The sequence below is a fragment of the Paenibacillus sp. FSL R10-2782 genome (assembly GCF_038592985.1).
Taxonomy (GTDB): domain Bacteria; phylum Bacillota; class Bacilli; order Paenibacillales; family Paenibacillaceae; genus Paenibacillus; species Paenibacillus terrae_C.
This window is the reverse complement of record NZ_CP151951.1, coordinates 1601999-1614624: the sequence shown is the minus strand read 5'-3', so window position 1 is coordinate 1614624 and position 12626 is coordinate 1601999. Positions and strand designations below refer to the sequence as shown.

The 12626-nt window shown below is 43.3% G+C and carries 14 protein-coding genes and 1 tRNA gene; 3 read left to right on the top strand and 12 right to left on the bottom strand.

Annotated elements, in window-relative coordinates; translation table 11 throughout:
• Window positions 1-112 precede the first annotated feature (112 nt).
• The 6 genes from NST83_RS07465 to NST83_RS07440 form a co-directional block, all read right to left on the bottom strand.
• Entirely contained in the window at window positions 113-1186 is a 1074-nt protein-coding gene (locus NST83_RS07465; protein ID WP_342417156.1) for a sigma-70 family RNA polymerase sigma factor, read from the bottom strand.
• Between the two features lie 14 nt (window positions 1187-1200).
• Window positions 1201-1497: an AbrB/MazE/SpoVT family DNA-binding domain-containing protein gene (locus NST83_RS07460; protein WP_342417155.1), complete on the bottom strand. Its 297-nt coding sequence runs from the start codon at window positions 1495-1497 to the stop codon at window positions 1201-1203.
• Window positions 1498-1556: 59 nt separating this feature from the next.
• Complete coding sequence (locus NST83_RS07455) at window positions 1557-1742, bottom strand: hypothetical protein (protein WP_342417154.1); 186 nt, start codon at window positions 1740-1742, stop codon at window positions 1557-1559.
• A gap of 287 nt (window positions 1743-2029) precedes the next feature.
• Window positions 2030-2317, bottom strand: coding sequence for a helix-turn-helix domain-containing protein (locus tag NST83_RS07450; protein ID WP_342417153.1), 288 nt, complete (start codon window positions 2315-2317; stop codon window positions 2030-2032).
• Between the two features lie 67 nt (window positions 2318-2384).
• The gene (locus NST83_RS07445) at window positions 2385-3053 is read right to left on the bottom strand and encodes a Rha family transcriptional regulator (RefSeq protein WP_342417152.1); all 669 of its coding nucleotides are present in this window, start codon (window positions 3051-3053) and stop codon (window positions 2385-2387) included.
• Complete coding sequence (locus NST83_RS07440; RefSeq protein WP_342417151.1) at window positions 3050-3247, bottom strand: helix-turn-helix transcriptional regulator; 198 nt, start codon at window positions 3245-3247, stop codon at window positions 3050-3052. Before NST83_RS07440 ends, NST83_RS07445 begins: the two co-directional genes overlap by 4 nt.
• A gap of 303 nt (window positions 3248-3550) precedes the next feature.
• Between NST83_RS07440 and NST83_RS07435 the strand changes: the two genes are divergently transcribed.
• From NST83_RS07435 to NST83_RS07425, 3 genes are all read left to right on the top strand, one after another.
• Entirely contained in the window at window positions 3551-3958 is a 408-nt protein-coding gene (locus NST83_RS07435) for a helix-turn-helix transcriptional regulator (protein ID WP_342417150.1), read from the top strand.
• A 3-nt stretch (window positions 3959-3961) separates the two neighbouring features.
• Window positions 3962-4369 (top strand): ImmA/IrrE family metallo-endopeptidase, encoded by a 408-nt coding sequence (locus NST83_RS07430; RefSeq protein WP_342417149.1) that lies wholly within the window; start codon window positions 3962-3964, stop codon window positions 4367-4369.
• 130 nt (window positions 4370-4499) lie between these two features.
• Entirely contained in the window at window positions 4500-5705 is a 1206-nt protein-coding gene (locus NST83_RS07425; RefSeq protein WP_342417148.1) for a site-specific integrase, read from the top strand.
• A 96-nt stretch (window positions 5706-5801) separates the two neighbouring features.
• On the opposite strand, the gene NST83_RS07420 is transcribed toward NST83_RS07425, so the two are convergent.
• The 6 genes from NST83_RS07420 to leuB form a co-directional block, all read right to left on the bottom strand.
• Window positions 5802-5872 (bottom strand) — tRNA-Gly (locus NST83_RS07420).
• A 108-nt stretch (window positions 5873-5980) separates the two neighbouring features.
• Complete coding sequence (locus tag NST83_RS07415) at window positions 5981-8122, bottom strand: EAL domain-containing protein (protein WP_342417147.1); 2142 nt, start codon at window positions 8120-8122, stop codon at window positions 5981-5983.
• Window positions 8123-8455: 333 nt separating this feature from the next.
• A complete protein-coding gene (locus NST83_RS07410; RefSeq protein WP_342417146.1) occupies window positions 8456-9559 on the bottom strand; it encodes an ATP-binding protein in 1104 nt (367 codons plus the stop codon).
• A 340-nt stretch (window positions 9560-9899) separates the two neighbouring features.
• Window positions 9900-10316, bottom strand: a complete 417-nt coding sequence (locus NST83_RS07405; RefSeq protein WP_137062187.1) for a hypothetical protein — start codon at window positions 10314-10316, stop codon at window positions 9900-9902.
• Window positions 10317-10580: 264 nt separating this feature from the next.
• Window positions 10581-11120 carry a peroxiredoxin gene (locus NST83_RS07400; RefSeq protein ID WP_014280569.1) on the bottom strand — a complete coding sequence of 180 codons (540 nt, stop codon included), beginning with the start codon at window positions 11118-11120 and terminating at the stop codon, window positions 10581-10583.
• 301 nt (window positions 11121-11421) lie between these two features.
• A complete protein-coding gene (gene leuB / locus NST83_RS07395; protein WP_137062186.1) occupies window positions 11422-12498 on the bottom strand; it encodes a 3-isopropylmalate dehydrogenase in 1077 nt (358 codons plus the stop codon).
• Window positions 12499-12626: the final 128 nt, after the last annotated feature.

Here is a 12626-nt window from a genome sequence, read left to right as displayed (position 1 = left end):
GGCTTAACCCTCCTTGGATCAGGACTTGAAAGTAACGTATATACAGTACCGACTACGGTACCGGAATCGTCAGTGACAAACTCCCAAGGAATATCGTCAAAATAGGGGTCCCTCATTTTTTGGTCCGTTCCAGTTGGATGTAATAGATCCCTTCACCTTCAACTACTTGCGGCTCGTATCGCTTGTGAACAATGTCTTTACTTTCTAACCAAAATCCCAAGCGCTTACGATTTACACTAATGCTGCCGCTTTTCCCAACGGTCTTGGAGAGCAGAATACCCGACTTTGCTTTCTTAAAAATGAGAAGAGCCTTTTTATCATTGAAACCGACCTGCACATAATCTCCGGCAGAAAGTCCCATCACCTTTGCTGCGGGACCATTTATTGAAAAACCAGCACTATTAATCCCAATAGAAGGACTACTGGTAGCTATATTGCTGAACCACTCAACACCATCCAATATGGACAGACGAACATCATTTCTTGATACAGCCACACCCTCACCCTTTTCCATGTATTTTTTTAAACGCTCACCGATCCGAGTCATGAGCTGAGAAGCATAGGGTTTCGATATACCAATTTCAGTAGCGATGGTTTGAAGTGTCGCGCCATCCATGCGCCGACGAATTAAAAGCTGTTCACGACTATCAAATGAATTAATGAATTCTTCCACATTTACAGTGGTAAAGTCGGCTTCGCTTGCCAACATATCAATTCGTGAAGTCGATTCATCACTATCACCTATAGGCTGATCCAAGGAAGTCACACCGAAGCTATTGACATGTTGAGTTACCCTATTGGCGTGTGCTATCGTGCAACCAGTCTGCTCAGATATTAGTTCTAGGGAAGTATCAACAAGGTTCAATTTGTTCAACGCGCTAATCGTATTTAGAATAGAAGGAGGAACCTTAACGCAGCTTCCTTTATTGCGAATGAACTGCATAATACTCCATTTAATCAGGCGGTAAGCATACGTAGAAAATTTAATTCCTCCCTCTACCTTAGAGGGATTATAAGATTCAAAAGCTTTAAGCAGCCCCATTGTGCCCTCAGAAACCAAATCATCAAAGCCAATACTCTGATTTACACTCGATCTGAATTTATTAGCGATAGAATAAACTAGCCCCATATTCTTCTGAATGACCGCATCCCGTTCCCCCAGGTGGGGGTTATAGTTGGACGTCATCTACTATCCTGAAATTAAAGTCCGAAATCTGTTGCTGGCAAAGCAGAGTTATGGAAGTGGTCCTGATTACTCGTGATAAGATCCACACAACCGATACATACCAGCTTGTCCGGATAGAGTTGGACAAGCTTTCTATCTGTAAAGCCACAGAGAGAACAACCAGGGGCATACTTTTGAAGAATGATTTGAGAATCATTCACAAAGATTTCGATAGGCTGATGCTCGTCCATTTTCAGCGTCTTACGCAGCTCCATAGGGATCACAATACGACCGAGCGAATCAAGGTTACGAACTATTCCTGTATTTTTCATTTGTCCATCCTTCCGGCCCCATGTTATAATGAGGCCAATCAATTTTTTTGTTGCTGAACCTAACAGGCTCCTACCCCTGTTGGGTTCTTTTCGTATACCGCTTTGTACAGAAGGCCACGGTACTTTTTGTACTGCTTACGGTAATGCTTAATATTGCTAAAACGTCTTTTACGACGTGCCCGCGCTTCGCAGTCCAAGTAAAAGGCGCACACGCTGGCATAGTGCCGGGATGTTTGTAATGGCAAGTTATTCATCTCCTTTCGCGACTATCGTTACGGCTCCAATAGAGTTGCACAGACAGGAGTAACAACAGAACCATTCTTTGCCCCGCTTCACTACCTTCTGACCGAAGTATATGGCTGCCTGACACTTTGGATCAGCGCAGTAGTCCATGATTTCTTTAGATTGTTTGGTCACGATTCGTAGTTCCTTTCTTCCTCTGTTCACATTCAATTGTCCAAGGAAGCACTATTGAACAAATAGTGAGGATTTTTACTACTTAAAATTCATAGCGATTCTTTACAGTACGTTGTTACAACATTCCAGTACACTGTTCCTTATCTTCCAACCATTTATCTAGTGCAATCTGGCGAAAGTGAATTAACGTTCGGTTTCGAATGAAAGGAATCTCGCCGTCTTTGACCATGCGCCGTAACGTCGAATCCGAAACTTTTAGATACCTGCACGCCTCAGCAAAATCAAATACATTTGCGTATAAGAGGCGTTCGATGTCCGGTTTAAGCTCCGCCAGGATCTCATCTCTCAGTTCCTGTTTGATTTCCACCCGAAGCGCTTCGATAAATCCTGCTGTTGATGGCATAATCATCACCTTATTTCGTTGTTAACTGATGCAAATCTATTGTCCATACCGAAATATGCTTGTATTTCTAAGCAATTTTCTTAAGCTTGATCTTTTCGTAATAGCCAGTAAGGATCTCTTTGCGTTGCTGAAAGTCAGGTATCGCAACGATCAATCCAATATCTACCCGCTGGAGCGTTTCGACAGCCTGTATCTGCTCGGTCGTGAGGTAACGTCTGATTGACTCGCCTTTTGTAATGCCGTTTGCTTCTCGGAACTGCTTTGCGCTCATACCGAGTACAACTCGGTTGATCATGTCAGCCTCATTGCTGAAATGGTAATGCTTTGGCTCTTCATGGGCATTCATGATAGCGTCCGTAAAAGCTGGGTGTTCGAGCTTCGCCGCCTGCAATGATTTGATAAATGATTCCATTTGATTGAATCGTCGAATGTAGGCTTCTTTGAATTTTCGAGCCTTTGCGCCTTTAATCTCCATCGACACAAGAACAAAACCATCTTTGGTCATCAGAATTTCTCTGTTTTGCTTACCAGAAGCATCTTTGTACTTACTCGCCTCAAAATTGAGGGTGATGAATTCAGCACTCACCCCACTTGTGGGGGCAGTCAAATCATCAATCATCCGAAGCACATGGTCGTGGCGACGTTCAAATTCTTCAGCCATCTGACGACTACTGCAATACGCTCTGCCTTTGCGTTCATAAAGGCCACAATCAGGATTCAGGACAAGCTTGCTCATTGAGTCACCTCGCTCTCCATACCCAACAGCTTAGCGATCATGGGCTTCTGTTTCTTTCCTTCACGCGTACCTTTGAAAATCTCAGATACGTACGTAACTGAAACACCAAGCTCGCCAGCGATATCCTTCAACTTAATGTTTCGTTGAAACATGATCTTCCGCGCTTCGGCTCCAAACTCTGTATAATGCGGCATTGTGCGCTCCTCCTTTTGTTGAATTATAGTTTAAGCTAATTTATCGGCTGATATATTGACAACAAGTATCCAATAGTATACTATTTAAACATAGCTAAATAAGACTTTGAAAAGCCTGTAAACATTACATTTCGCCCGTTCCCCAACGTTGAAAATGTGTTTAAAATAGGTCGTATTTTTTACTGTCTCTTTAGCTGATAAACTAGCTTATGTAAACATAATAATACAGTTGGATACCTAAGTCAACTATATTTTATCCAGTTGTATAATTTGTTTTTTTTAAGCACATGAGGGGTTGGTACCATGCTGTTTAACAGAGTTAAAGAATTGTCAGAAAAACGCGGCAAAAACATAAAGGACGTAGCTAAAGAGCTAGGGTTTAGTGAAAATGCCTTTTATAAATGGAAATCTCAAAGTCCTAAATCTGAAACAATAGAAAAAGTAGCCGATTACTTTAATGTATCCACGGATTATCTTCTAGGACGTACCGATGAACCCAACTCCATACCGAACAAAGTTCCTGAATGGGCTTCTCCTAAAGATATTCGAGATTTTAAAACGATGCTTGAAGAGGACGGGCCAATAATGTTTGATGGAGTACCAATCTCAGACGAAGACAAAGATAAGATCAAGCGAGTTATGGAAGCTCTCTTCTGGGAAGCGAAAGAAATGAACAAAAAAACATATGGCCGCAAAAAGAAAGGTGAATAGCCTATGGATGAAATTGTTCGAGATCTAATCAAGCGGTTCAAGACTAATAATCCATTTGAAATTGCAGAGCAATTAAGCATCCACATTCGGTATTGCGATTTAGGTAACAATACTCGCGGACTGTATTATCGAAAATTACGACGAAGATTTATAGTTATTCATGAAAATCTAAGCGAACCATGGATGAGATTTGTTTGTGCCCATGAACTGGCCCATGATCGTCTTCATCCTGGAATCAGTAGATTCTTTGTTGACAACAAATCATTTTTCAATGTTGGGAAATTCGAGCGTCAAGCAAATCAATTCGCTGTTAAACTACTTACAGACAACGCCACGCCTGGACTAGGTGAGACTAAAGAACAGTTTCTGTGTCGTTGTTCTATCCCGACCCAATTACATAAGTACCTATAAACTTGCGCTTACTTCGCTGCAAGGCGGTTTAGTACGCCTAAAAACAGAACACACATTCCCTTTGAGGAGGTGATTTTCATGTAAATGGAAGTAAACAAGGAGCGATATCAAATTAGAAAGGGAGAAGAACATGGCTTGGAGTGAACATTTAGGAGGCAATAAGTATAAGATTGTTGAGCGAGATCCGTCCAAAGCGTCCAGACCGAAAAGGTCTGTTACGGTAGAAATGCCTGGAGAAATTACACGTTCAAAGTCGGAGAAGAAAAAGGAAGCCTGGCTATCGCTTGAAGAAGCTAAATGGAGCGAACAAGTTATATCAGGAAAGGCAGTCAAACAGGAAGACATCACCCTTTTGAACTTCATACCAAAATGGGAGAAAGGGTATGCCGCTGGGAACATGGGCGAATATACTCAGAATGTTAACCTGTATAACCTGAACAAATATGTAGTTCCAGAGTTTGGCCACCTGAAAATCAGCAAAATAACAACTCTTCAACTCGTTACTTTTTTTGGAGAACTGAAACGCGAGAACGGAAAAGAATTTGCCACCAATACAAAATTGAATATCTACAAAGCTGTAAAGTCGGTATTTGATGCTGCATACGAATGGGAGCTGATTTCTAAAAATCCGATGGATGGGGTGAAACGGCCCCGAACCAGCAAGAAGGAAAAGAAGGCCATGCGCGATGTGAAGAAGGCATTCAGTAGTTCAGAGACGGAAACGATCCTGTTGGCTCTCTATGACCTTCCTGATAGATGGAGGTTATATTTCACCGGGTCTATGCTTGGAGGCTTTAGACGGGGCGAACTGTTGGCTATAGAATGGCCTGACGTTGACTATGATCGAGGAGCAATCTGGATCGATAAGCAAATCACTCTTAATAAAGAGGGGCAAAAGGTGGAAGGTGAAGTAAAGACAGAAGAATCTGAGGGCTGGGTAGCCATGCCGAAGTGGTACATGGATCAGCTTAAACTGTATGAAAAAGAATGGAAGAAAGAAAAATTCCAGTGTAAAGATTGGGCAGGCGGAAATAAATCATACGTATTCCATGGAGGGAAAGGAATTATGTACTTCCCTACAACGCCCACAACTACCTGGAGAAAGTTTCTCCTGAAAAAGAACATACCACACGTTAAGTTACATGGACTTCGCCACACGGCTGGTATGTTGCTTAGAGAGAGTGGCGCCGATTTAAAAACCATGCAAGAACGGTTAAGGCACACCAAGATCGGAACGACTGCGGATATCTACACTCATTCGTCTGAGATGATCTCCAGAGACGCCGCAGACCGTTTAGAAGTGTTTGATCCTAAAAAATTGAGATTTGCCCCATGAGTTGCCCCCTGATCAAAAATAGTCTAGTCGTTTGTCGAATTTTGAGCAAACAAAAAACCCTTGTGCACCAAGGGTTCTGGGTGAAACATATTGCTAAGCGGGTGATGGGAATCGAACCCACGCTATCAGCTTGGAAGGCTGAAGTTCTACCATTGAACTACACCCGCATTTTACAATATCGCAATTCTCATGTAATGACATAATCAAACTGTTGTCAACCAGCAGAATCAGGACATTATCTACTATAACTTACCTGCATGTAAATTGCAAGCAAACTACACCCCATCCTGAGTCAGCCAATTCATAGGTTTGCGCAAAAACAAGTTTTCAAAGGATTCCGCCGAAATAGGCCGACTGAAATAATAGCCTTGACCCTCATGACAATCCTGAGCCTGTAAAAATTGGAGCTGACCCTCATTTTCCACGCCTTCAGCCGTAACCTTCAGCTTCAAATGGTGGGCCATGGAAGCAATGGTCGACACAATAGCCGCATTTTTGCTGTCCACCAGCACCTCATTGACAAAGGAACGGTCAATTTTAAGACGATCTATCGGAAGATTTTTCAAATAATGCAACGAGCTATAGCCTGTTCCAAAATCATCGATACTGATTGCAACGCCAATGGCTTTTATTTTTTTCAGTTGCTCAAAGGCTCGATCCTTATCAAAAGTCATACTCTCTGTAATCTCCAGCTCCAGATAGCACGGTTCCAGTCCCGTACAGGCCAAAATCCCCCGAATCACATCCACCAGCTTTTTTTGCTGAAATTGGCGCATGGATAAGTTCACTGATATCGGGATCAGCTGGTATCCAGCCCTCTGCCAACGCTTGTTTTGTGAGCATGCTTCCCGTAGCACCCATTCTCCCAAAGGCACGATCAGACCACTTTCTTCAGCTACTGGAATAAAATCTCCTGGCATCACCATTCCGCGATGAGGATGATTCCAACGCACCAGTGCCTCCAGGCTCGTCAATTCACCACTCTGCAAATGAACACGCGGTTGATACACCAGTGAAAATTCTTCATTTTCAAGCCCACGCCGCAAATCATTTTCCAATTGGAGCCTTTCCTGCGCCCGCATCTGCATGACACTGGTATACCGCTGAATATTCACTCCCTGCTCCTTGGCATTATGGACAGCGGTATCCGCATGCTGAATGAGCTGCTCACCCTGAGTGGCATCCAGAGGATATAAAGCTATCCCCATACTCACCATCACATGGTAGTACTCACCATTAATATCAAAAGGCTGCTCAAATAACTTTACCATATCATCAATACGATTTTTCATGGCATCTATATCCTGGTAGCCTGTGAGAAGAAACGCAAACTCATCTCTGCCCATACTGAAAACATCCTCGCCTTCACGGCAAAAATGCTCCAAGCGTTCTCCCACCGCATACAGCAAATAATTCCCTGCCATATGGCCCAACGAATCGTTAATGGTTTTGAATCGGTCAATATTCAATATTAAAAGAGCTACCGTCTCATCGGGTTTTAATGGATTGCGCAGAGCTTGCTCCAAACGTTGTGAAAGACGCCGACGATTCGGTAGCCCTGTGATATCATCATAATAGGCTATGTAATTAAATTCAGATTCTGCCACCTTCTTTTCCTGATAGGGAATTAGAACCATTAGTCGAACCATGCCGCTTAGCAGATCATAAAACGCCACGGCATTCATCAAAAGTCCCATAAGGTGATTTACATCACTCATTTGCCAGGAGGACATATAAAACAGTTGGCTCACGATACATAGCCCAATCCCGCGAAACATAAGCAACATACCAAATTCCGATGGAAGATATTTAAAATATTTTCGTGCGCCCAAAATAAAATTGGATACAAGCAGAAACAGGATAACCCAGTTCAGCATCCATCCCAGATTGTCCAGTTGATGTCTAATACGAAGATCCGGTAAGTACGGTCCGTAGATCTGAATAGTCCCCAGAATCAGCAAAGTAAAACTTATACCTGTCCATAAAACGGTTTTCTTGTATCCTGATCTGGCTTTTCTAAAGGGAAGGGAACAAATGACTACAAGCATAATAGAGGTAAAGACGCGATTCACGTAAAGAAGCAACAGCGAAATACCCGGAGACAAAACAAAGTCCGTCAGGCTAACAAAGCTAAACGAAAGGATATGAACAAGATAAAGCAGACCAACCACCAGAAATGTAGGAGCGATGAGAAGTCGCTGCCAGGATAAATGCTCCAGCAAAACCGACCAGGAATGATAAAAAATAGAGAAACAGATCGCTGCACAGGCGAATCCTGCAATGGGGTATAGCAAGAAAAAAGCATTATGAGAGTATAGCTTATTCAAAGTTACCTGAAATAACTGAACTAAGACAAACAGAACTAGCGCAGCAATACCGATGCCTATCGTTTTCTTTACTTCCAGCCGTGTATTCATTCAGCCTCTTCAGCCCCCTGCATATCGGAAATTCCGATCATCTAAGACGTTTGACAGCTTTGGAAGCCGTTTTTTAAGTCTATTGTATCAAATATAAATATGGATTCTGGTACATAATAACATTTAATCTGTGAAAGGTGAATCATTTTTTAGTCTTATATTCATTATTTTATTTTCATATTTACGCAAATAAATAAGCTTACAGCACCAAAAAAGCGCATCATCTTTTCAGATCCTGCGCTCTATGCGGTCTTTTTCAAATGAGTGATACCTAGCTGTAGAACACAAAAGAATGAGTACTTAGCGCCTCCCTTTTGTGAAAGGTCCAAAAGTCTAAACTACAGGAAGCGTGATTTTAAACTGTGTCCCCTTTCCATGTGTACTGTCTACATGAATAAAGCCTCCGTGATTTTTGATGATCCGGTAGCTCACTGCCAGTCCCAAGCCGGTACCGCTTTCTTTTGTTGTAAAAAATGGATCAAATAAACGTGATAATGTATTGTGATCCATCCCCAAACCATTATCTTCAATGCAAATATGGACATACGAGCCCTCCAGCACCGTATGGATATCAATGCATCCTTCACGGTCCTCTCTGATCCCCTCGATGGCATCCATTGCATTTTTGATCATATTGAGAATGACCTGCTTAATCTGCTTTACATCAATGGAAACCTTCATGAGCGTGCTATTTTCATCCAGTGCGATCTGGCACCCCTTCATCAGCGCCTCGCTTTCGGTCAGCATCACAACCTCTTTCAACAGACCCATCACAGGTACAGCCGTTTTTTGCGGAGCTGAAGGCTTGGACGAATTCAGAAACTCATAAATAATGTCGTTCGCGCGATCTATCTCTGTCAAAATTATACGAGCATACTCATCTCTTCCCAGTTCCACCAGATGCGGCCGCAGTAATTGAATAAAGCCCCGAATGGCAGTAAGCGGGTTACGGATTTCATGAGCAATCGAGGCGGAAATGCGTCCTAACATCGCAAGCTTGTCATTTTGATACGCCGTCTGTTCAATTTGCTTATAATCCGACACATCCTTGACACTGAACAAAAAATCGCCATCCATCTGATCCCCATAGGTCACCGTAATCAACCAATGCCGACCATACTCATCAATCAATTCATGATAGCGCTTTCTATGAAAGATGGTCTCTTTGTATATCCGCATAATTTTCTTCTTCTTAAATCGGCTTAACTCGGGATGATGCAAAATTTGCATCAAGTTGCGACCTGCCAGCGAACTACGTGGCAGTTCCAGCAGTTTGGCCATTTGCACGTTAATAAAGGTCAGTACCCCGTCACTGTCAAACAGCATGATACCACTATCCAGGTTCTCCAGCACATTTTCATACTTGTTATTGGCGATCTGTGTGGGAGGGCAAGCTCCCACGGTATCAAGCAAGGCTTCTTGGAATTCACTGATCATGCCAGGCTTCCCCCTTGTTTCGGAATGATAAACTGGCCGTATCGGACGCTTAACATTTTTTGAAGAAGAGAAAGACATCATCTATCGACTACCCTTCAACGGTTAGAAAACAGCTTCAAAAACCCGGTCATCTCTTTCCAATTGAGAGTCTAATTTTATGATAGACAAGACTTAGGATTCCAGTCAATCGGAAAAAGTGTCGAATTCACATTTTTATCCTGTTTTCTTTCGTCATAATATCTGCGCAACATTACTAAAAACCAAACAATAAGTTAGGAATAAGCGCCCTACACACCAAAGAAGCTCTCCAGGTGTGAGAGCTTCTTTGGTGTGTAGGATGTCAACTGCCGCTCTTATTATGCTGAAGCCGAGAGCGTCTCTGGCTCATAACAGCCAGTCTTCTCTTGAGCTCCCCCTGCCATTTTTCATCGTTCATCTGTTTTGCTACCATCAATAAATCCAGAGACATGTCAATTTGGCGCTTCAAAATTTCAAACTCATCCTCACTCTCTCGATTCACACAATTCTCAAATATCGTATCATCATCTTCCATGACGTAATCCTGAAAATCAATCTCGCTTGCCCCGTCTCCATGTGCATACTCCGCCAAAATTTCATACTCATTCTCGACTTTATAATGAACCTCAATGCGACGACATACCGGGCAAAACAGCAAAGGAACATTATGAACTTGGGTGCGGTAATGCTTCAGCGTTCCCTTGGTTCCTACCATGCTTGCTCCACAGCAATAGCTCATCCGGGCTCAGCCTCCTCTGAACAAAACCTGTTCCGCCTTGTGTATCCTCTATGTTACCTTATTCGCTTTCACCAGCTGAAATTCCTCCAAAACACAGTAACATTTCCACAATTATTTCTTATTTCACCCTGTACTGTTCAATTCAAACACACATTATTATAAAATCTTTCCCTGCATAACATAGGCAAGCAAGCCCCCAATGTCGGTAAAAAACCGCTTGTTGGGGGCTTGCAAGTTTAATGTTCAACTTCTTCTAAGTTTGTATTACAGGTTTTTGTCGCCTGGTTTCCAGTTCATTGCGCACAAGCCGCCAGATTGCAAAGCTTGCAGTACACGCAATGTTTCTTCTACACTACGACCTACGTCGTTGTGGTTAACCACTTGGTATTTCAATTCTCCTTCAGGATCAATGATGAACAAGCCGCGCAATGCAACTCCTTCTTCTTCGATCAGAACGCCATAATCGCTTGCTGTTTTTTTCGTGATATCAGAAGCCAACGGGAAGTTCAGTTTGCCCAATCCGTTGTTTTCTTTAGCTGTATTGATCCATGCTTTGTGGCTGTGTACAGAGTCTACACTGATACCCAGAATTTCAGTATCCAGCTCTTTAAATTGGTCAGCAGCATCGCTCAATGCTGTGATTTCTGTTGGGCACACAAAAGTGAAATCCAGTGGATAGAAAAAGAATACGAGCCATTTGCCACGGTAATCGGAAAGCTTCACCGAACCAAATTCTTGACCGTCCCCAGTCACTGTTTCCAATGCAAAATCAGGTGCGGGTCTTCCTACCAATCTTTCTGCCATAATATGAAATCCTCCTTTTAAAATATGTAAGAAAAACATCAAATGTGTTTTCCTCAATCATCTGTATTGTATTAAAGCAACCTACTTGATAAATGTTATCATTCGCAGAAATCAAAGTCAATATTGTAACCATTACTTTTTTAGAATTATTTTAAACTAGATTCTAAAAATTCACAATTTATACACATTCACCAGGCTGCACCCTTCAAGATATAACAGCAGCCCCTGATTGCTCAGGAGCTGCTGTATCATGCACTTGCTGTATCATCAGCCACCTTGTTTCAAGGAAGCCTCCAAGCTTTTATCGAATAGCTGCTGCGATCAGATCACCCATACGAGTTGTCGAGATAGCCTTGGATTTATCTACCGCGATATCGGCTGTACGATGTCCAGCATCCAGTACCTCAGCTACCGCCTTCTCAATGGCATCAGCAGCTTTCTCATATCCGAAAGTCATTCGGAACATTAAAGCAACGGACAGGATCGTAGCAATCGGATTGGCCAGTCCTTGACCTGCAATGTCAGGTGCCGAGCCGTGTACCGGCTCGTACAGACCGAAGCTGCCTTCCCCGAGAGAAGCGGAGGACAGCATACCGATGGACCCGGTCAGCATAGCCGCTTCGTCACTAAGGATATCGCCGAACATATTTTCCGTCACGATGACGTCAAAGCTGGACGGCCGACGCAGCAATTGCATTGCGCAGTTATCAACCAGCACATGCTCCAGCTCAACATCCGGATAGTCTACTGCGACCCGGTTAACCACTTCACGCCACAAACGGGAAGTTTCCAGCACGTTGGCCTTGTCCACCGATGCGAGCTTTTTGCGACGCTTTTGTGCAATTTCGAAAGATTGGCGAACAATGCGCTCCACTTCCGTTACATTATATGCGCATGTATCGACAGCTTCCTCACCCTGAGGACTTTCACGTCTGAACTTCTCACCGAAGTAAATGCCGCCTGTCAGCTCGCGCACAACGATCAGATCCGTTCCTTCCAGCACTTCAGGCTTCAGTGTCGAAGCGTCCTTGAGACAGTCGAAGACGACAGCCGGACGAAGATTCGAGAACAGGCCCAGCTCTTTGCGTATACCTAGCAGTCCTGTTTCAGGGCGAAGCTCCTTCGGATTATTATCCCACTTGGGACCACCTACGGCTCCCAACAGTACGGCATCTGCAGATTGGCAGACAGCCAGCGTTTCTTGGGGCAACGGTGTACCCTTCTCATCAATCGCAATTCCACCGAACAGTGCATGCTCCGTTTCAAAAGAATGGCCAAACACTTCCTCCGTACGCTTCAAAATTTTCTCTGCCTCAGCCACCACTTCCGGTCCAATTCCGTCCCCAGCTATTACCGCAATCTTTTTCACGTCTGCCATCACGTACACTCCTCTTGTTTTACAGCCTTACGGGCGTATTATTTATACCTTCTTTGTAACATACATGGCAGGGCTTTGACCAAGATATAGAATCTATCAATTAATAGGCTTAGCCTATAAGTTAAAAA